Genomic DNA, 20,042 nt, shown 5'->3' with positions numbered 1-20,042 from the left:
GGGCGAAAAAGGCGCCGAGCCAACGCCCGAAAAACTACGGCCGCACGCCTGGCGGCGTGATGTCGAGCGGCGGCGCGGGTGCCTCCGGCGTCGGTTCCGCCTCCTGCCGCGCACGGCGGGCGGCGTCCTCCGCTTCGCGTTGGCGGCGGGCTGCCTCTTCCGCCTCGCGCTGGCGCTTGGCCGCTTCCTCGGCGGCCTGTTGCGCCTTGATCCTGGCCTGTCGCGCGGCCTCTTCCGCGGCGGCGCGGGTGCGGTCCATCTCGATGCGGGCGCGGCGGCGCTGGCGCTCGGCGCCATCGGCGTCGAACAGCTCGATTTTTTCGAGTTCCCGTTGCAGCACCAGGGCGGCGAGGCCGGTCGTCAGCGGCGCGGCATCGACCCGGCGCTCGGGGGAGGCGAGCGGGCCGGAAAAACCCAGCTGTACGGCGGGCGGCGCGCCGGACCAGCCCTTGGGCGCGGTCGTGCCGGTCAGCGTGCCGCGGGCGTCGAGGCTGCCATGGCGCAGATCGACCGCGACCGTGCCGGTCCAGCGGCCGGGGCCGAGATCGAGGGTGAGCGGCGCGGAGCGCAGCACGCCGCCGACCAGCGTCACGGCGGCGCTCACCGGCCCCTTGGCGATGAGCGGGGCGGCGGAAAACTCTTCCGTCACCAGGGCCTGGGGGCGACCGTCGCGAAGCGGATCGTCCTCGGCGAGCGCGCGGTTCAGCGCCCGGTCGAGGGCGGCGGGATCGGCCTCGGGCAGGCGGATGTCGGACAGGCGGATGTCGCCGTTGCCCGAAAGGTCGTCGGCGAGCGCGGCCGGGTTCGCGCCCGACGCGCTAAAGCGCAGAGCGCCCGAGATCGTGGCGGCGACGCGTCCGCCGTCGAGGAGGCGGGACAGGCTCACGCCCTCGAGCCGCGCCTCGCCCGCGACGGCGGCTCCGCCGGCCGGTCGCGTCAGGGTGAGGCTCGCGCCGATGCGCCCGCCGCCGAGGCCGGCCGCGAGGTCGGCGATCTTCAGGGCGTCGCCCTCGCGCTGGAGCCGGAAGGTCGCGGCCTCGGCGACGAAGCCGCGGCCGAGATCGAGCCGCCCGACCCGCAGATCGAGGCCCGCCAGCGGCAGGCTCGGCGCCGGGGTAAAGCGCGTGCCGCGGGCGTCGGTCGGCAGGATCAGCGCCGCGGTCAGCGTCGGCAGCGCGAGTTGTCCGAGGGTGGCGGAGCCCGACCACGCGCCGTCCAGGCCGTGGTCGAGCCCCGCGGTGAGATCGGTGCTCGCGACCCGACCCGATAGGTCGAGATGCGGAGCGTCAGTGCGGCGCGACAGCGCGAGCGTCAGCGCGGCCGGAAGGGGTGCGGAGACAGGCACGCCGGCGAGCGCGAGGGCGGGGCCGAGGTCGGCGCCCTCGATTGTAACCTCGCCGCCGAGCGGCGGCCGGTCGGCGGAATCGATCAGGATCGGCTTGCGCGTGGCGAGGCCGAAACCCGGAAACGTGCCGTCCGCCGTGACCGCGAGCGGCGGCGCGCCGCGCTCCGGTGTCCAGGCGTCCGCGGCCCGCGTGCCGGTCAGGCGCAGGCGGGCGGGCTGGCGGAGCCCGGCGATGTCGTCGCGGCCGAACCACAGGCCGGCGCGCGGGGTGTCGAGGCTGGCCGAAAGGTTGTCGATCCGGCCCGCGCGGGTGAGCGCCGACAGTTCGATCTCGCCCCCTCCCGCCTTGCCGCGGGCCTGGGCGCGCAGCGCATCGGCCTCGCCGGATTCGCGCTCCAGGGTCAGGGCGAGGTCGAGGCCGGCCTCGCGGAAGGCGGGCGGCACGAGGCGCGCCTCGGCGAGGTAGCCGCGCTCCAGCAGCGCCAGCAGCGGGGCGGCCCGCGGCGCCGAGACCCGGCCCTCGATCCGGCCCGAGCCGTCCGGGGCGATTCGGCCCGCGAGGCGCGCGCTGGCGCCCGCGAGGTTCTCGATGTCGAGGCTGTCGACGACGAGGCTCGCCCCGTCCGATTGCAGCCGCACCGTGATGGTGCCGCCGGCCCCCGAGGTGGCGCCGTAGCGCACGTCGCGGGCGCTCAAGGTCAGGCCGAGATCGTGCCGGTCGAGCCCCTCCATCAGGCGGCTCGCGGGCGGCAGTTCGGCGATGTCGAGGCCGCTCGCCGCGATCTGCGCCTCCAGCCGCCCGCGCCGGTCGCCTTGCGGGCGGGTGTAGGCGGCGTTGCCGGTGACCTTCAGCGATCCGAGCCCGAGGCGCAGGTTGCGCAGCGACAGGTCGGCGGCGGTGGAGGACACGTCGGCGCCGAGTTCCAGCGCCCGTCCGTCGAGCAGGGCGGCGACCGCCTCCTCGGCCCCGAGCCGCCCGAGATAGCGCCCCAGCCCCTCGGAATTGCGCGCCGCGACGTCGATATGGCCGTTGAAGCGGGCCGCCGTCGAAAGGTCGATCTCGCCGGTCGCCGCGATCGTGGCGGCGCCCGGCGCGGTGCCGGAAAAGCGGCGCAGCACCAGCCCGCCGGATCGGTCGAAGGTGCCGCGGAAGGTCACCTCCGACCAGTCGTCGAGGCCGAGCGCCACGCTCTCGGCCCGCAGATCGAGGTCGAGCATCATCGGCAGCGAGGGCGCGAGGCTTCCCGTGCCGCGCGAGAGCAGCGCCCGGCCGCCGGGCGTCAGCAGCAGCCCGTCGAGATCGAGCCGGCGGGTGCGAAGCTCCAGCCCGGCACGCGGCGTGCGCAGGTCGATCCGGCCGGTGCCCGAGAGGCGCACCGCCTTGCCGCCGGGGTCGAGTTCGAGTTCGACGGTCTTGGCGGTGACGTGGGTGCCACGGGCCTCGAACTTGGCCGAGAGCGTCAGCGGCAGGTAATCGCCCGCGGCCTGGACCGGCGGGCCGACGGTGAGCCGGGCCGAACCCTCCGCCTCCGGCACGAGACCGCGGCGGGACTCGATGGATTCCGGCTTGAACGAGAGGCGCGCGTCGGCCTCCAGCCGCGGCAGCGCGTCGCCGCCGCCGGTGAGCTTGAGGGCGAGCGCGCCCTCCGGGCTCACGGTGCCGGTGGCCAGATGGAACGGGCTGCCCGCCACCATCCCTTCGGCGAGCCACGGCCCGGCGAGCGCGGGCGCCTTCAGCCGCACGTCGTCGGCGGCAAGGATCTCGCTCGGCGCGGCGCCGTCGTGGACGGTGGCGACGGAGAGGCGGCGCACGGTCAACGCCTCGATCACCACGTCCCGGCGGGGCGCCTCGCCGGAGCGCGGCAGCAGCAGCGCGTCCTGCGCCACCGGCAGGGTGATCCGGGCGCGCTCGATCATCGTGGCGGTGAAGCGCACCTCGCCCTTGAGCAGCGGCGACAGCGCGACCTCGGCATCGACCGCATGGGCGTCGAGCGCCGGCCCGTCCTCCGCGCCGAGGATCAGCCGGTCGAGGCGCAGATGCGGCGAGGGCAGCAGCCGCAGATCGACCGCGCCCTCGCTGCGGGCCGGGGTGCCGAGGGATTGCGTGATCGCCCGGTCGATCAGCGCGCGCTGGCCCGACCAGTCGATGAAGGGCGGCACCGCGAGCGCCGCCACGAGGATCAGCACGACGACGCCCGCGAGCGCGGTCAGGAGGTCACGCACCGAATTCGCTTTCGCCTCGCCTTTTGGGGGACCGTCGCCCTGGCGACGATACGACCCCTCCGGCCGCCATAGCACAGGCGGCGCCGGGATCGCAGCTCAAGCTTGACGGTCGCATCGGCTCAAACGGCGGGCTCCGGCGCCGCGTGGTGGCGCAGGTTGCGCCGGATGACCTGCGGCGGCTGGCCGAACGCCCGGAGAAAGGCCCGCCGCATCCGCTCCCGGTCGGCGAAGCCCGTCTCCTGCGCGACCATGTCCAGCGAATGCCGCCCGTCTTCCAGCATGGTCCGGGCGGCGTCGAGGCGCAGGTTCTCGACGGCCTTCGCCGGCGACTGGCCGGTCTCCTCCCGGAAGATGCGGCTGAACTGGCGCGGGCTGAGGCGGGCGGCCTCGGCCAGTTCCTCGACGGAAAGTTCGTTCCTCAGGTTGGCCCGCGCATAGGCCAGGACCTTCTGCACCCGGTCGGAGCGCGGCTGAAGCTCCAGCAGGGCGGAGAACTGCGACTGGCCCCCCGTCCTGCGGTGGTAGACGACGAGCATCCGGGCGATGCCCTTCGACATCTCGGGGCCGAGATCGTCCTCGACCAGCGCCAGCGTCAGGTCGATCCCGGCGGTCATGCCGGCCGAGGTCCAGACGTTGCCGTCGGCGACGAAGATGCGGTCGTCATCGACCTTGATCGACGGGTGCAGCCGCTGCAGGTCGCGGGCATGGGCCCAGTGGGTCGCGGCCCTCCGGCCGTCGAGCAGGCCCGCCTCGGCCAGCAGGAACGCCCCGGTGCAGGTCGCGGCCACGCGCCGCGCGGTCGAGGCCGTCTCGCGCAACCGCTCGATCAGGCCGGGGGGCGAGGCATCGACCCTGACCGAGCCGACGACGAGGACCGTGTCGAAGCGCCGGCCCGAGAAGGGCTCGGTGTCGATGACCATCCCGATGGAGGTCCTGATCGGCCCGCCGCCTTCCGACAGGAACGTCACGTCGTAGAAGTCGCGGCCGAGTTCCAGGTTGGCGAACTCGAACGCCGTCAGGGGGGCGAGGTTCATCACTTGGAATCCGGGGAACAGGACGACACCGATGGACGGCACGGCAGACCCCTGGCTCGAATGTCCGAAAACGTTGGATGTTCGACATATGGGATAGGGCGGGGCGCGTCTAGGTTCGATCACGACAGGCGTGGGCGACACCCCGCGCCGGACCACTCGCCCCGGAGCCGTACCCATGACCACGCCCAGCATCGCCGCACTCGGCCAGGAGGCCCAGGATTACACGCGCCGCTGGTTCGGCTCCGGGGAGATCGCCGTCGCGACCCTGCGGGACGGGACCCGCCTCCGCTACGTCCGGGCGGGACGCGGGCCGAACCTCGTCCTGACCCACACCGTGCGCACGCAGCTCGACCTGTTCCAGCGGGTGATCCCGCTGCTGGCGCCGCACTTCACGGTCTACGCCCTCGATCTGACCGGCTTCGGCTGGTCGGACCTGAAGCCCGACGCCCCGAAGGACGAGCCGACCCTGCGGGCCGCCTTGAGAGAGTTCATCGCCGCCCTCGGCATCGAGCGTCCGATCCTGGCGGGCGAATCGATCGGGGCGACGCTCTCGCTCTCGCTCGCCGCCGAACTCGGCGACGCGGTCGAGCGGGTCTTCGCCTTCAACACCTACGATTATCTGCCGGGCCTGGAACGCTCGAACCTTCTGGCCTCCATCATCATCAAGAGCGTGCGGGCGCCGGTCGTCGGACCGGTCTTCGCCGCTCTGGAGAACCGGGCCATCACCGGCGGCATCATGAAGGGCGGTTTTCACGATCCCCGCAGCCTGCCCGCCGACCTGTTGGACGAGTACGCCCGGGTCGGCGCGCGGTCCGGTTACAGCAGGGCGGCTCGGGCGCTGCTCAAGGCGCTGCCGAGCTTCGTCGCGGCCCGCGCCCGCTACGCTTCCGTCACCGCGCCCGTCACGCTGGTCTGGGGCGACGGAGATTGGGCGAACCTGCGCGACCGCGCCGGCGTGGCGGCCGCCCTGCCCTCGCCCGAGGTCGTGACCCTCGACCGGACGGGGCATTTCAGCGCCCTGGAGCGTCCCCAGGCCTGGGCCGACATCATCCTCGCCCGGACGGTGAAGCCGAAGCTCTCGGCCGTCGGCTGACGGCCCGCGCGACATCCCCCGGAGAAGAGAGGTCGAATCCATGTCCGAACCGATGACCTCGACCCCCATCACGGTCGAGCACGTGACGCTGCGGTCGCAAAAGTCCTTCGAGGCGGTGCGTGCCGCCCTGGAGGCTGCGGTGCCGCCCCTCGACCATGCCTATGCCGAACTGCTGCGGGACGGGAACGTGGACGCGGCGCGCGATCTGCTCGAACGGCAGGCGCCGCTCTCGATTTTCGGCAGCCGCGACCATGGCGGCCTCCTGCTCACCGCCGGGCTGACGCGCAAGGCCGTCCAGTACGACATCGGCAACCCGCTGACGGCGGCGCGGACGACTCGGCACGTCCTCTCGGCCGCCCTCTACGCGCCGATCCGGGTGCTGCTGCGCGAGGACGAAGCGGGCGGCGTCGCGTTCGAGTACGACCGCCCGGCCAGCACCTTCGGCCAGTTCGGACGGCCGGAGGTCGATGCGGTCGCCCGCGATCTGGACGCGCAGCTTCAGAAGGTTCTCGCGGAGGCCGCCGGCTGATCCGCGTCTCGACGGAGGGGTACGACGCTCACGCCGCCCGCAGGGTCGCCACGAACCGGCGGACCGTGTCGGCCAGGGTCTCGCACTCGCCGGCCAGCCGCGAGGAGGCGTCGAGGCCGGACGCCGCGGCGGTGCCGGTGAGGTCGGCGGAGCGGGTCAGGCCGTCGAGGGTGGAGAAGACCTCGCCGCTGCGCCGCGCCGCGCGCTCGGCGTTCTCGGCGATGGCGCGGGTGGCCGCGCCCTGCCCTTCGACCGCGTCGGCGACGGAGCGGGTGATGGCGTCGAGTTCGCCGATGGTGCCGCCGATGCGGGCGATCGCCGCCACCGCCTGATCGGTCTGGCCCTGGATCGCGCGGATCTGCGCCTCGATGTCCTGGGTCGCCCGCGCGGTCTTGCCCGCGAGCGCCTTCACCTCGCCCGCCACCACGGCGAAGCCCCGGCCCGCCGCGCCCGCGCGGGAGGCCTCGATGGTGGCGTTCAAGGCCAGCAGGTTGGTCTGCTCGGCGATGGTGCCGATCAGCGTCACGATCTGCTCGATGCGCTGGGCGGCGTCGGCCAGCGAGCGCACGGTCTCGTCGGTCTGGCCCGCCTCGCCGGTCGCCCGGCCGGCCACCTCGGCGGCCTGCGCCATGTGGGCGCCGATCGCCCGCACCGAGGCCGAGAGCGTGCCCGCGGCGGCGGCGACGCTGCGCACGTCGTCGGCGGTCTCCTGCGAGGCGGCCGACAGGGCCGCCGTCCGCTGCGCGGTGTCGCTCGCGGCGTTCGAGAGATCCTGCGAGGAGAGGCGGACGCGGGCGGCCGCCTCGGCGGCCTGCCGGACGAGGTGATCGACGCTGCCCTCGAACCGCTCGGCCAGCGCGTCGGCGGTGCGGCGGCGCTCGGTCAGCGCCTCGGCCTCGCCCGCGATCTCGCGGGCATGGGCCTCGGTCTCGGCGGTGCGCGCGGCGTCGGCTTCCGCGATCGAGCGGGCCGAGAGGGCGAACAGCCCGACGAGCTGGGCGGCGAGCCACGCCAGCACCGCGGTTTCCAGCACGACGATGACCGCGTGCAGCACCACGCGGCCGAGATCGGCCCCGTCGGGATAGACCGCCGCCGGCAGCAGCAGGTTCAGCGTCAGGTGGTGCAGCGCCGTGGCCCCGGCGGCCGCGAGCAGCACGCGCCAGTCGCAATAGACCGACAGCACGGCGAGCGCGGCGAAGAAGTACATATGCAGGTCGAGCTGCCAGGGATGGCCGGCCATCGCCTGGAGCAGCAGGGCGACCATGCCGATCAGCGCCACCGCGACCGTCAGGCGGGTAGCGAGCACCTCGCCGCGCATCCGCCACGTCGCGGTCGCCACCGCCGCGAGGCCGAGCGCCATCAGCGCCTCGGCCATCACCCCGCCGCCGCGCCACAGGGCGATGCCGGCGATCAGCGGCACGTGGAGCCAGATCAGGGCGATCAGCCCGCGGCTCGCCGCGCGGCGCAGGCTGTCGAGATCGCGCGAGGCTGTCGTCATGGTCGGCGAGTTCCGGCGGGGGTGCAGAGGCCGAGGCCTCTCGGATCGAACAGGAGCCACGCGCCCGCCGCGTGCAGGCGGGCCTCGAAGCCGGGGCTTGCGGATTGCGCGACGACGAGGCCGGACGGGCCGGCCCGGAGCACGGCCCCGCCCGCCGCGACGGCGGCGGACAGGCGCTCGGCGGCGCTCCACCACGGCGGAAAGATCGCCGCGACCGGCTCGCCCGCCTTCGCCGCCGGCAGGCCGAGCCAGACGGAGGCCATCAGGCTGGCCGCGAGCAGGGCACCCGGCAGCAGCCAGGGCGCGGGCTCAGGGGGGGCGACGGGTGCGGGCATGGCCCAGGCTCAAGTCGAGGACACAATCCGGCAAAGGTTCCGCCGGAAACGCAGCATGAGATATTTTATTCGCCCGGTTTCTTAAGGCTTCGTTACTGCTGTGTCCGCTTTCGGACAGTCGTCGGGCGCGGTCCAAGCCGTCGTGCCAGGTGCTGCAAAGGTGTCTTCCGAAAACTTTTGAAGTTTCAGCCGGTTGACAGACGGTATGCTTTTCGCAGCCGGAGCTCGCTTGACTGGCTGATCCCATCAAAACCCCTCATCCTGAGGTGCTGCGAAGCAGCCTCGAAGGAGGGCTCCAGAAGTCGCGCGATCCCTGGAGGGCTCCTTCGAGGCTGAGCTGACGCTCACTCAGGATGAGGGGATTTGGGGGGATCGACCGGGCGAAAAAAATTCTCAGACTTCGGCCGCCGGCAACGTCAGGGTGACGATCAATCCCGTCGCGTTGTCGCCGAGGCTCAAGTGGCCGCCGTGCATCCGCGCCACAGCGGCGACGAGGCTGAGGCCGAGCCCGAATCCGGGGCGGGTGCGGGCGGCGTCGAGGCGCACGAAGCGGTCGAGGACGCGGGCGCGCTCGGCCTCCGGCACGCCGGGGCCGTGGTCGGCGACGCGTAAGGTCACGTGGTCGCCCTCGCGCCGGGCCGCGACCGTGATCTCGGGGGCGCCGCCCTCGCCGTACTTGATGGCGTTGTCGATGAGGTTGGCGAGCGCCTGACCCACCAGCTCACGGTTGCCCCGCAGCGGCAGGTTCGGCTCGGCCGTGAAGCGGAGATGCAGGCCGCGCTCCTCGGCCAGCGCCTCGTAGAGCTCGGCCATCTCGCCCGCGACCTCGCCCGCGTCGAAGGTCGTGCCCGCCTGCTCAGGCGTACTGCCGGCCTCCAGCCGGGCGATGGTGAGGAGTGCGTTGAACACCCGGATCAGCCCGTCGCCGTCCTCGACGATGCCCTCGATCGCGGCGCGCAGGTCGTCGGGCGTCCGCGCGGTGCGCAGGGCCTCGTCGGCGCGGTTGCGCAGGCGGGTCAGCGGGGTCTTGAGGTCGTGGGCGATGTTGTCCGAAACCTCGCGCATGCCGCGCATCAGCTCGCCGATGCGCTCCAGCATCAGGTTGAGGTTCTGCGCCAACCGATCCAGCTCGTCGCCGCTGCCCGAAACCTTGAGGCGCCCGTCGAGGTCGCCCGCCATGATGGTGCGGGTGGTCTCGGTCATGTCGTCCACGCGCTTGAGCACCCGGCTCGCCACGAACCAGCCGCCGACGACGCCGAGCACCAGGACGAGCGCCAGCGAGGAGCCGAAGGTGTTGCCGATCGCGTCGCGCAGGCGGTCGCGCTCCTCGGTGTCGCGGCCGACCAGCAGACGGAAGCCGCCCGCGAGCGTGTAGACCCGCATGATCGCCCGGTGCTCGGCATGGTCGGATTCCGCGCCGCGACCGTAGGGCCCCTCGTACTGGCCGGGCGAAGACAGCACACCGACGGGCACGCGGCTGACATTGCCGACGATGTGTTCGCCGGCCGGCGTGGTGACGAGGTAGAGCGAGGCGCCGGGCTCCTTGGCGCGGCGCTCGACCACGGCGATGAGGCGGCGCAGGCCCCCCGCCGTGTACTGCTCCGACAACCCGTTGATCTCCGCCTCGATGGTCGAGACGATCTGGTCGTCGAGGACGCGACGCGCATTCCAGGCGACGTAGCCGAGGCCGACGCTGGCGAGCAGCGCGAACAGCACGAGATAGGCGAGCGACAGCTTGAACGCCGTCGTGCGGAAGATCTTTTGGAGGCGGGCGCGCAGGCTTTCGCGGGGCGGTTCGGTCCGAGCCGTCACGGCTCTTCCGTCCGCACCACGTAGCCGGCACCGCGCACGGTGTGGATCATCGGCCGCTCGAACCCGCGGTCGATCTTGCCGCGCAGGCGGGAGACGTGGACGTCTATCACGTTGGTCTGCGGGTCGAAGTGGTAATCCCAGACGTTTTCGAGCAGCATCGTCCGGGTCACGACCTGGCCGGCATGGCGCATCAGGTATTCGAGCAGGCGGAACTCGCGCGGCTGGAGCGGGATCTCACGGCCGGCCCGGCTGACCCGGTGGGACAGGCGGTCGAGTTCGAGTTCGCCTACGCGGTAGGCGGTGGGCTCGGCCGTGCCCGCGGGGCCGGCTTGGCGGCGGGCCAGCACCTCGGTGCGGGCGAGCAGTTCAGAGAAGGCATAGGGTTTCGGGAGGTAGTCGTCTCCGCCCGCGCGCAGGCCCTTCACCCGGTCATCGACTTGGCCCAAGGCGGAAAGAATCAGCACCGGCGTGGCGATGGCCTGCTCGCGCAGGGAGCGCACCAGCGAGAGCCCGTCGAGCTTGGGCAGCATCCGGTCCACGATGAGCACGTCGTAAGCGCCCTCGCGGGCGAGCGCGTAGCCGTCGAGGCCGTCGTCCGCGTGATCGACGGTGTGGCCGGCCTCGCGAAAGGCCTTGGTGAGGTAGGCGGCGGCCTCGCGGTCGTCCTCGATGATGAGCAGGCGCATGGGGATTCGGTCAATGATGTGCGCCGAACCCGACCGTGGGTCGGGATCGGCGCGTCCGGCGGACGCCCGCCGCCGCGCCGTCGCGCGGGCGTAAGGCAACGGACCAAGTCCGTTGCCTTACGATGTAATGTGGCGCGCTCAGGAGCGGGAGGCGCCGACCGTCAGCTCGGGCTTGTGATTGAGGGTCTGGAACACGACGCAGTAGCGCTCGGTGAGCTTGAGGAGCTGGTCGAGCTTCTCCTGCGGGGCGTCGGTGTCGAGGTCGAACTTCAGGCGGATCGCCCGGAAGCCGACCGGCGCCTCCTTGTCCACGCCGAGCGTGCCGCGGAAGTCGAGGTCGCCCTCGGCGCTGACGGTGCCGGCCTTGATCGGGATTTCGAGCGCGGTCGCCACCGCCTTCACGGTCACGCCCGCGCAGGCGACCAGCGCCTCGAGCAGCATGTCGCCCGAGCAGAGTTCGGCGCCGGAGCCGCCGGTCGCCGGGTGCAGGCCCGCCACCGCGAGCGCGCGGCCGGTCTCGACCTTGCAAGCGATGTTGGCGTCGTCGAGCGCGCCCCTGGCCTTCAGGGTGATGACGGCGGAATCCGGGTTCTCGCGGTACTGGCCCTTCAGCGGGGCCTGGAGTGCGCGCAGGGCGTTGGCGTCCATGGGGTTTTCCTCATTCGTTTCTTGATGCGCTGCGCTTAACGGGTTTCGCGCGGGCGCGACAGCTCAGAACGAGGAGCCGCCGGCCAGTTCCGGCGTGCGCGCGGCGTCGCGCGGGCGCAGCGAGCGGTCGAGCGCCCCCAGGATCTTTCGCGTGGCGGCTTCGCTCGTGGGGGCGGACGGCTCGCGCGGGCGGGCGAGGTCGAGGGCCACGCTCTCGTCGAGGCGACCGGGCTTGGGGCGCATCACGATGGCCCGGTCGGCGAGCGCCACCGCCTCGCCGACGTCGTGGGTGACGATGAGCACCGTCGGGCGCACCTCCTCCCACAGGGCCAGGAGATGCCGGTGCAGGTCCTTGCGGGTGAAGGCGTCGAGCGCCGAGAACGGCTCGTCGAGGAGCAGCACCCGCGGGTTGGCCACGAACGCGCGGGCGATCGAGACCCGCTGCTGCTGCCCGCCGGAGAGTTCCCGCGGCCAGCGCCCGGCATGCTCGGAGAGGCCCACCCGCTCCAGGGCGTGGGCGACGCGGCTCCCCCGCTCGCGCCGGGGCAGATCGGAGATGCCGAAGCCGACATTGCCGGCGACATCGAGCCAGGGCAGCAGCCGCGGCTCCTGGAACACCAGCCCGACGCCGGGATGAGGGCCGGTGATCGGCTCGCCGTCGAGGGCGATGCGGCCCGCGCTCGGCCGGTCGAGCCCGGCGATCAGGCGCAGCAACGTGGTCTTGCCGCAGCCGGAGCCGCCGATCAGCGCGACGATCTCGGCGTTCGGCACGGCGAGATCGATCGATTCGAGGGCGCGGGTGCCGTCGGCATAGGTCTTGGACAGGCTCTGGAGGCTCAGCATGGCGGGAGGACGATGCACGGAAGCCTATCAGGGGCAAGGCCCGGGATACGGAGTGACGAAACGGCCATAGTGTCCGCGATACCACGCGGTGGTTCGCCGCTTTAACCGCTCCTTATGCCGGACTTGTCATGGGTTAAGTCGATGCCCGTTTCGGGTTTGACGGTTCCCCTGCCATGAAGCTCGGCCTTCGCCATCGTCTCTACGCCGGTTTCGGCAGCCTCATGCTGATGGGCGCCGCGCTCGGCGCGTTCTCCTATCACGGGCTCGGCCGCGTGGTGGAGCAGTACGACAACCGCGGGCGGATCGAGGAGAACACCCGCAAGCTGTTCACGGTGAACGGGCTGGCCGAGCGCTTCATGGCCGAGGCCCTCGACTTCCGGGCCGACCCCAAGCCCGAGACGCTCCAGGCGATGGAGACGACCCGCGGACAGCTCCTGACGCTGAGCGGCGAGGTGGTGCGCAACACGATCAACGAGGAGCGGCGCAAGCTCTACGGCCAGATCACCGTGCTGGCCGAGACGATGAAGGGCGACCTCGACCGGCTCGGCCGCAGCGGCACCGCCATCGCCGAGACGCGGGCGCGGCTGTTCTCCGGCGGCGACGAGCTGACGAAGCTCACCGGCGCCCTCGTGCGCGAGGTGCGCGTGGACGGCAGCCAGACTCAGCTCAGCCAGGTGCAGTCGGCGGAGGCCGCCGTGCTGCTGGTGCGGGTGGCCAACTGGCGCTTCCTCGCCACCCTCGATCCGAAGGGCCCCAAGACCTTCGCGGACAACGTCGCCAAGGCTCAAGCTGCCCTGAAGGTCGTGCGGGCCTCGGATTCGGAAGGGCAGTTCGCTGCCGCGCTGAAGGCCGCCGAGGGCGCACTCGCGGCCTACGATGCCGCCTTCCAGGCCGCCTCCGCGGCGATCGAGGACGGGCGCGTCGCCTTCGCCGACGGCGTGAAGGCCAAGGCCGACCAGATCAAGGCGGTCGGCCGCCGCTCCCGCGAGATCGCCGAGGCCCGGATGGCCGAGATCCTCACCGAGACGCGGGCCAGCGTCGACACCGCCGCGACGGTCCAACTCGGCCTGATCGCGCTGGTGCTGGCGCTCGGCGCCGGCCTCGCCGTTCTCATCGCCCGCAGCATCGTGCGTCCGCTCGCCGGCATGACCGGCGCGATGAACCGGCTCGCCGCGGGCGAGACCGAGATCGTCGTCCCGGGCCGCGGCGGCGCCGACGAGATCGGCGAGATGGCCCGCGCCGTGGAGGTCTTCCGCCAGAACGCGCTCGCCCGGATCGAACTGGAAGCGCTGCAGGTCGCCGAGCAATCCGACCGCCAGCGCCGCGCCGACCGCGTCGATGCCCTGGTCCAGGGGTTCCAGCGCTCGATCAGCGGCTCGCTCGACATCGTGACCGCGGCGGCGACCGAACTCGACGCCACCGCCCGCTCGATGACGAGCGTGGCCGACGCCACCAGCCATCAGGCCGACGCGTCGAGCGGGGCCGCGGGCGAGACCGCGGGCAATGTCGAGATGGTCGCGGCGGCCGCCGAGGAGATGGTGGCGTCGCTGCGCGAGATCGAGCGGCAGGTGCTGCGCTCCAGCGAGGTCGCGGGCGGCGCGAGCCGCGAGGCGCAGGCGACGGATGCCGCGATGAGCCAGCTCGACGCGGCGGCGAGCCGCATCGGCGACGCGGTGACGCTGATCTCTGGCATCGCCGCGCAGACCAATCTGCTCGCCCTCAACGCCACGATCGAGGCCGCCCGCGCGGGCGACGCCGGTCGCGGCTTCGCGGTGGTGGCGTCCGAGGTGAAGGAACTCGCCGGCCAGACCGCCCGGGCGACCGACGAGATCTCGGGTCAGATCGCGGCGATCCAGTCGGCCACCGCCAAGGCGGCGGCGGCGATGCGCCAGATCGGCGGCACCATCGCCTCAATCAACGAGATCGCCGGGGTGATCCATTCCACCGTGGCCGAGCAGACGGCGGCCACGAACGAGATCTCGCGCAACGCCGCCGAGGCCGCCCGCGGCACCCAGGACGTGAGCGCCCATATCGAGCGGGTGCGCACCTCCTCGGTCCAGACCGGCGACGCCGCCGGTCAGGTGCTGTCGGCGGCGGCCGACCTGTCGATGCAGTCGCTGAGCGTGAAGCGCGAGGTGGACGGTTTCCTTGAGGCCATCCGAGCGGCGTGAGCGGCGCACCCTCGGTCTTCGAAAGCCCCGGTCCATCGGCCGGGGTTTTTTCGATTCCGGGTCGATCACGCCGTCATTGCGAGGCGGAGCCGAAGCAATCCAGGGCGCGACCTCTTCGGAAAGGGCGAGACCGTGCCGACGGAACGGTGACGGGCGCGCCTCCTCCGGCGCGTGCGGAGCCCTGGATTGCTTCGGCTTCGCCTCGCAATGACGAGGAGGGTCCGAGCGAACGCGAGGACCCCCTTCAAAGGCTGTCGCGCGCCGTGTCCTGCCAGCGCACCAGCGGGTTCGTCAGCGCGACGAGCGCGGTGTCGGCGAGCTTGCCGACGACGGCGAAGCTGATGATCGCCGCCAGAATCTGGTCGGGCTTGCTGAACTGCTGACCGTCGACCAGCAGGTAGCCGAGGCCTTCCGAGGCGCCCATCAGCTCGGCGGCGACCACGAACAGGAAGCCGAGGCCGAGCCCGGTGCGCAGCGCCGTCAGCGTCGCGGGCAGCACCGCGGGGAGCAGGATGCGCCGCGCCAGCGCGAGGCGCGACAGGCGGAAGATGCGCCCGACCTCGACCAGCTTGCGATCAACCGAGGCGATGGCGCCCGCGACCCCGACATAGACCGGGAAGAACACGCCGACCGCGATCAGCGCCACCTTCGGCGTCTCGAGGATGCCGAACCACAGGATGAACAGCGGCACCCAGGCGAGCGAGGGCACCGCACGCAGCGCCTGGAGGCTTGGATCGATCAGCCAGCGCAACGGGGGGAGCGTCGCTGTGAGCGCGCCGATCAGGATGCCGGCGCCCGCCCCGAAGGCGAAGCCGAGCCCGACGCGGATCAGCGTCGCCTCGACATGCATCCACAATTCGCCGGACGCCGCGAGTGACCAGAGCGCGGCCCCGATCCGGCTCGGCGGCGGCAGCAGGCGCCCGGTGGCGAACCCGCTCGCCACCGCGATCTCCCAGGCGCCAGCGAGCACCACGGGCAGGAGAAGGCCGAGCACGGCCCGCCCTCCCCCGCCCAGCAGAGCGGAGCGGCGGGGTGCGGCGGTGGCGTCGGTGAGGAGGGCGGGGCCGCTCATGCAAGTCTGTCGGGGAGAACGGGCATCGGGGCGGGCTATCACACCGGAGCGGGGCCGCGAAACGGCTCAGCGCCGGGCGTCGGTCGCCATCCGCAGCGCCAGCGCCGCCAGCACCGTGCCCATCAGCCAGCGTTGCGCCCGCAGCCAGAGCGGGCGCCCGGTGAGGAAGGCGGCGACCGAACCCGCCGCCAGCACGATCCCGGCATTGACCGCGAGGCTCGTCGCGATCTGCACGAAGCCGAGCGCCAGGGATTGCGCCAGCACGTCGCCCCGCTCCGGCGCGATGAATTGCGGCAGCAGCGACAGATACATCACCGCGATCTTCGGATTGAGGAGGTTCGTCAGAAGCCCCATCGCGAACAGCCGGCCCGGCCCGTCGGGCGCGAGCCGGCGCGGGGCGAAGGGCGAGGTGCCGCCCGGCCGCACGGCCTGCCATGCGAGGTACAGCAGATAGCCCGCGCCCGCGAGCCGAAGCGCGTCGTAGGCGAAGGGCACGGCGACGAGGAGCGCGGTGAGGCCGAGCGCCGCGCAGAGCAGGTAGACGAGGAAGCCCGCCGCGACGCCGAGCAGCGAGACCAGCCCGGCCGCCCTGCCCTGAACCAGGGTGCGCGAGACGAGGTAGACCATGTTCGGGCCCGGCGTCAGCACCATCCCGAGCGCGATCAGGGCGAAGGCGGCGAGATGGGCGGCGTCGGGCATCGGCTCAGCGCCCCGGCGCCGGGTTGAACTGCGGGTCGATCAACCCATCCACCGCCGCCGCCACGTCGGTGCCGGCGGGCACGACGCCGGCCTGCTGAAGGGCCACGCCCGCCGCCTTGATGCTCTCGGCCTGGGCCGGGCCGACGGACGGCTGGCTGAGGTCGGTGCGCTCGATCTGCTTGGCGATCACCGCGTCGGGCAGCTTCGTGGCGTTGACCAGCGCGCTCTTGAGCGCATCCGGGTTGGCGAGGGCGAAGGTGCGGGCCTGTTCGTAGGCGGCGATCACCGTCTTCACCAGATCGGGGTGCTCCTTCAGGAAGTCCTCGCGCACGTCGAGCACGCCCCAGGTGTTGGCCGCCGCGTTCCGATGGAACAGTACGGCGCCGCCCTCGATCTCGGAGGCCGCCATCATCGGGTCGAGGCCGGCCCAGGCGTCCACGTCGCCGCGCTCCAGCGCGGTGCGGCCGTCGGCGTGCTGGAGCAGGACGAGCTTGGCGTCCTTCTCGGTCAGGCCCGCGCCCTGGAGCGCGCGGATCAGGAAGATGTGCGGATCGGTGCCGCGGGTGACCGCCACGCGCTTGCCCTTGAGGTCGGCGGGCTTGGAAATCCCCGTGTCCTTGCGGGTGACGAGGGCGGTCCATTCGGGGCGCGAGAAGGCGTAGACCACCTTGATCGGGTTGCCGTTGATGCGCGCGAGCAGAGCCGCCGCGCCGGCGGAGGAGCCGAAATCGATCGCGCCGCCGTTGAGGAATTCCAGCGCCTTGTTGGAGCCGAGCGACTGGGTCCAGCGCACCTTGATGCCGCGGGGCTTCAGCGCCTCTTCGAGAAAGCCCTTCTCCTTCAGCACGAGGCTGACCGGATTGTAGGTCGCCCAGTCGAGCCGGATCTCGGCCGGGTCCGCAGCGCGGGCCGCGGGCGCCGCCAGCGTCAGCCCGAGAACGCCCGCGAATGCGGACAGAAGGGTGCGGCGGTGCAGCATACGGCTCTCTCCCTGACGGTCTGGCGCGGTTCGTGCCGGCGCCCCTCGCGGCATGGCTAGAACAGCCGCGTTCGTTTCGTCAAACGAAAATTCGCAAAACAGAACGCGTTCCCTGCGCACAACCCGCCGCTGCCGAACGCCCCGTAACATGCTAACGGAACGGCCATGTTCGATCCTGTGACCGCTCTGGAAAAGGTCGTCGACGGCCTCGATCGCGATGCGCGCGAGCCGACCAAGCTGCGAAGCCTGCTCGTGCCCGAACTCCGTGAGGTGCTGGAGGCCGGCCACAAGGACGCGGAGCGGCTCCTGCTGAAGGAGCGCGACGGGCTCGCCTGCGCCAAACGCATCAGACGCCTCACCGACGCGGTGGTCCGCGCGATTTACGACGCGGTGGTCTGGCGGCTCTACCCGAACGACAACCCCTCCACCGGCGAACAGCTCTCGGTGATCGCCACCGGCGGCTACGGCCGGGGTACGATGGCGCCGGGCTCGGACATCGATCTGCTGTTCCTGCTGCCCTACAAGCAGACCGCGTGGTCGGAGAGCGTCGTGGAGGCGATGCTCTACGTGCTGTGGGACCTGAAATTGAAGGTCGGCCACGCCACCCGCTCGGTCGAGGAATGCCTGCGCGAGGGCCGCGCCGACATGACGATCCGCACCGCGCTCCTCGAATCGCGCTTCCTGTTCGGCTCGCGCGCCCTGTTCGAGGAGCTGGTGACGCGCTTCGATTCCGAGCTCGTCATCGGCACGGCGCCGGAATTCGTCGATGCCAAGCTGCGCGAGCGCGATGGGCGGGTCAGCAAGGCCGGCGCCTCGCGCTACCTCGTCGAGCCCAACGTCAAGGACGGCAAGGGGGGCCTGCGCGACCTCAACACCCTGTTCTGGATCGCGAAATACGCCTACCGGGTCCGCGACCAGATCGAGCTGGTCCATGCCGGCCTGTTCACCGCCGACGAATACAAATTGTTCGAGCGCTGCGACGAGTTCCTGTGGCGGGTGCGCTGCCACATGCACTTCGTCACCGGGCGCCCGGAGGAGCGCCTGTCGTTCGGACTCCAGCCGAAGATCGCCGAGCGCCTCGGCTACGGCGCCCGCGGCGGGCTGTCGGGCGTCGAGCGCTTCATGAAGGCCTACTTCCTCATCGCGAAAGATGTCGGCGACCTCACGGCCATCGTCTGCGCCGAGCTGGAGGCGCGCCACGCCAAGCGCACCCCGGTGCTCGACCGCTGGATCGGCCGCTTCCGCGACCGCTTCCGCGCCACCGCGATGGAGGCGGAGGATTTCTGGATCGACAACGGCCGGGTGAACCTGCGCGGCGAGGACGCGTTCGAGCGCGATCCGGTCAACCTGATCCGGATGTTCTGGCTCGCCGACCGGCACAACCTCCCGGTCCATCCCGACGCGACCCGGCTCGCCAACCGCTCGCTCCGGCTCATTACCCACGGGGTGCGCAACGACGGGGAAGCCAACCGCCTGTTCCTCGACATCCTCACCTCGAAGAACGCCCCCGAGACGATCCTGCGCCTGATGAACGAGGCCGGCGTGCTCGGCCGGTTCATCCCGGATTTCGGCCGCATCGTCGCGATGATGCAGTTCAATATGTACCACCACTACACGGTGGACGAGCACCTGCTGCGCACGCTCGGCGTGCTCTCGGCGATCGATTCCGGCCGGGTGCGCGAGGAGCATCCACTGGCCTCCCGCCTGATCGACACGATCCACAACCGCCGCGCCCTCTACGTCGCGATCCTGCTGCACGACATCGCCAAGGGCCGGCCGGAGGACCACTCGATCGCGGGCGCGGCCATCGCCCGCAAGCTCGGGCCCCGCTTCGGCCTCTCCCAGGCCGAGACCGAGACGGTTGCGTGGCTCGTCGAGCATCACCTGCTGATGTCGATGACGGCCCAGAGCCGCGACCTGTCGGACCGCAAGACCATCGAGAAATTCGCCAGCACCGTCCAGAGCCTGGAGCGGCTGAAGCTCTTGGCGATCCTGACGGTCGCCGACATCAAGGCGGTCGGCCCCGGCGTCTGGACCGCGTGGAAGGGCACGCTGATGCGCACCCTCTACGATGAGACCGAGGTCGTGCTCTCCGGCGGCCATTCCGAGATCGCCCGCACCGACCGGGTGCGCCTCATCCAGATGGCGCTGCGCGAACAGCTTGGCGACTGGGACGCCGAGACCTTCGACGCCTACGCGGCGCGCCACGGGCAGGCCTACTGGCTTAAGGTCGACGGCACGCGCCAGTACAAGAACGCCCGCTTCCTGCGCACCGTCGTGGAGGAGAACCGCACCAGCGCCACCACCTACGAGACAGACCCGGTGCGCGGCGTGACCGAGCTGACGGTTTACTCGCCCGACCATCCGCGGCTCTTGGCGATCATCACCGGCGCCTGCGCCACGGCGGGCGGCAACATCGTCGATGCGCAGATCTTCACGACCTCGGACGGTTTCGCCCTCGATTCGATCTTCATCTCCCGCGCCTTCGAGCGAGACGAGGACGAGCTGCGCCGCGCCAAGCGCATCGCCACCGCGATCGAGCGCGCGTTGAAGGGCGAGATCAAGATCGCCGAACTCGTGGCCGACAAGCACCCGAAGGAGCCGCCCAAGACCTTCCTCGTGCCGCCCGACGTGTCGATTGACAACGCGCTCTCCAGCCGCGAGACCGTGGTGGAAATCACCGGCCTCGACCGGCCGGGCCTGCTCTACGAGCTGACCACGGCGCTTAACCGCCTGAGCCTCAACATCACCTCGGCGCATGTGGCGACCTTCGGCGAGCGGGCGGTGGACGTGTTCTACGTGACCGACCTCACCGGCACCCGCGTGATGCAGCCCGACCGGCTGGCCACGATCCGCGCCGCGGTGATGGAGGTGTTTGCCAGCGACGTGGCGGCGCTCAGGGCGGAGGGGCTGGACGCGCTGGTAGATTCACCGCCGCCGCGGGAGCAGTAGGTTCTTTGGGCCGCTAACCCACCCCCGTCATTCCGGGGCTCGTCGCAGGCGAGAACCCGGAATCCACGACTGGCCGCGACGGTATGGTTGGCCGCGCATCACGGGTGGATTCCGGGTTCCGCT

General features: G+C 71.7%; 15 protein-coding genes. 4 read left to right on the top strand and 11 right to left on the bottom strand.

Going from position 1 to position 20,042, the window contains the following annotated elements:
- Nucleotides 1-34: 34 nt before the first annotated feature.
- Both AAHG03_RS08115 and AAHG03_RS08110 read right to left on the bottom strand, forming a co-directional pair.
- Nucleotides 35-3,568: an AsmA family protein gene (locus tag AAHG03_RS08115; RefSeq protein WP_342150060.1), complete on the bottom strand. Its 3,534-nt coding sequence runs from the start codon at nucleotides 3,566-3,568 to the stop codon at nucleotides 35-37.
- A 119-nt stretch (nucleotides 3,569-3,687) separates the two neighbouring features.
- Nucleotides 3,688-4,644, bottom strand: coding sequence for a GlxA family transcriptional regulator (locus AAHG03_RS08110; protein ID WP_342150059.1), 957 nt, complete (start codon nucleotides 4,642-4,644; stop codon nucleotides 3,688-3,690).
- A gap of 133 nt (nucleotides 4,645-4,777) precedes the next feature.
- Here AAHG03_RS08110 and AAHG03_RS08105 point away from each other — a divergent pair, with 133 nt between their 5' ends.
- Nucleotides 4,778-5,695 carry an alpha/beta fold hydrolase gene (locus tag AAHG03_RS08105; RefSeq protein ID WP_342150057.1) on the top strand — a complete coding sequence of 306 codons (918 nt, stop codon included), beginning with the start codon at nucleotides 4,778-4,780 and terminating at the stop codon, nucleotides 5,693-5,695.
- 40 nt (nucleotides 5,696-5,735) lie between these two features.
- On the top strand, nucleotides 5,736-6,224 hold the full coding sequence (locus AAHG03_RS08100) for a DUF302 domain-containing protein (protein WP_342150055.1): 489 nt from the start codon (nucleotides 5,736-5,738) through the stop codon (nucleotides 6,222-6,224).
- A gap of 28 nt (nucleotides 6,225-6,252) precedes the next feature.
- Here AAHG03_RS08100 and AAHG03_RS08095 read toward each other — a convergent pair whose 3' ends face one another.
- From AAHG03_RS08095 to AAHG03_RS08070, 6 genes are all read right to left on the bottom strand, one after another.
- A complete protein-coding gene (locus AAHG03_RS08095; RefSeq protein WP_342150054.1) occupies nucleotides 6,253-7,722 on the bottom strand; it encodes a methyl-accepting chemotaxis protein in 1,470 nt (489 codons plus the stop codon).
- A complete protein-coding gene (locus AAHG03_RS08090; RefSeq protein ID WP_342150053.1) occupies nucleotides 7,719-8,057 on the bottom strand; it encodes a hypothetical protein in 339 nt (112 codons plus the stop codon). Before AAHG03_RS08090 ends, AAHG03_RS08095 begins: the two co-directional genes overlap by 4 nt.
- A 393-nt stretch (nucleotides 8,058-8,450) precedes the next feature.
- The gene (locus AAHG03_RS08085; RefSeq protein ID WP_342150050.1) at nucleotides 8,451-9,869 is read right to left on the bottom strand and encodes a sensor histidine kinase; all 1,419 of its coding nucleotides are present in this window, start codon (nucleotides 9,867-9,869) and stop codon (nucleotides 8,451-8,453) included.
- Nucleotides 9,866-10,555, bottom strand: coding sequence for a response regulator transcription factor (locus tag AAHG03_RS08080; protein WP_342150048.1), 690 nt, complete (start codon nucleotides 10,553-10,555; stop codon nucleotides 9,866-9,868). Before AAHG03_RS08080 ends, AAHG03_RS08085 begins: the two co-directional genes overlap by 4 nt.
- Before the next feature lie 138 nt (nucleotides 10,556-10,693).
- The gene (locus AAHG03_RS08075; protein ID WP_091946695.1) at nucleotides 10,694-11,203 is read right to left on the bottom strand and encodes an OsmC family protein; all 510 of its coding nucleotides are present in this window, start codon (nucleotides 11,201-11,203) and stop codon (nucleotides 10,694-10,696) included.
- Between the two features lie 63 nt (nucleotides 11,204-11,266).
- Nucleotides 11,267-12,046 carry an ABC transporter ATP-binding protein gene (locus tag AAHG03_RS08070; RefSeq protein WP_342150285.1) on the bottom strand — a complete coding sequence of 260 codons (780 nt, stop codon included), beginning with the start codon at nucleotides 12,044-12,046 and terminating at the stop codon, nucleotides 11,267-11,269.
- Between the two features lie 173 nt (nucleotides 12,047-12,219).
- On the opposite strand from AAHG03_RS08070, the gene AAHG03_RS08065 reads away from it, so the two are divergent.
- Entirely contained in the window at nucleotides 12,220-14,217 is a 1,998-nt protein-coding gene (locus AAHG03_RS08065; RefSeq protein ID WP_342150047.1) for a methyl-accepting chemotaxis protein, read from the top strand.
- 244 nt (nucleotides 14,218-14,461) lie between these two features.
- Here the strand turns inward: AAHG03_RS08065 and AAHG03_RS08060 are convergent, their stop codons facing one another.
- The 3 genes from AAHG03_RS08060 to AAHG03_RS08050 form a co-directional block, all read right to left on the bottom strand.
- Complete coding sequence (locus AAHG03_RS08060) at nucleotides 14,462-15,289, bottom strand: ABC transporter permease (RefSeq protein ID WP_342150046.1); 828 nt, start codon at nucleotides 15,287-15,289, stop codon at nucleotides 14,462-14,464.
- A gap of 66 nt (nucleotides 15,290-15,355) precedes the next feature.
- Complete coding sequence (locus AAHG03_RS08055) at nucleotides 15,356-15,988, bottom strand: LysE family translocator (protein WP_342150044.1); 633 nt, start codon at nucleotides 15,986-15,988, stop codon at nucleotides 15,356-15,358.
- 4 nt (nucleotides 15,989-15,992) lie between these two features.
- On the bottom strand, nucleotides 15,993-16,967 hold the full coding sequence (locus AAHG03_RS08050; protein ID WP_342150043.1) for an aliphatic sulfonate ABC transporter substrate-binding protein: 975 nt from the start codon (nucleotides 16,965-16,967) through the stop codon (nucleotides 15,993-15,995).
- A gap of 165 nt (nucleotides 16,968-17,132) precedes the next feature.
- Between AAHG03_RS08050 and AAHG03_RS08045 the strand changes: the two genes are divergently transcribed.
- Entirely contained in the window at nucleotides 17,133-19,919 is a 2,787-nt protein-coding gene (locus AAHG03_RS08045; RefSeq protein ID WP_342150041.1) for a [protein-PII] uridylyltransferase, read from the top strand.
- Nucleotides 19,920-20,042 lie beyond the last annotated feature (123 nt).

The organism is Methylorubrum subtropicum, assembly GCF_038442325.1.
GTDB classification, from domain to species: domain Bacteria; phylum Pseudomonadota; class Alphaproteobacteria; order Rhizobiales; family Beijerinckiaceae; genus Methylobacterium; species Methylobacterium subtropicum.
The sequence above is the reverse complement of the archived record's forward strand: the minus strand, read 5'-3'. Positions and strand labels throughout refer to the sequence as shown.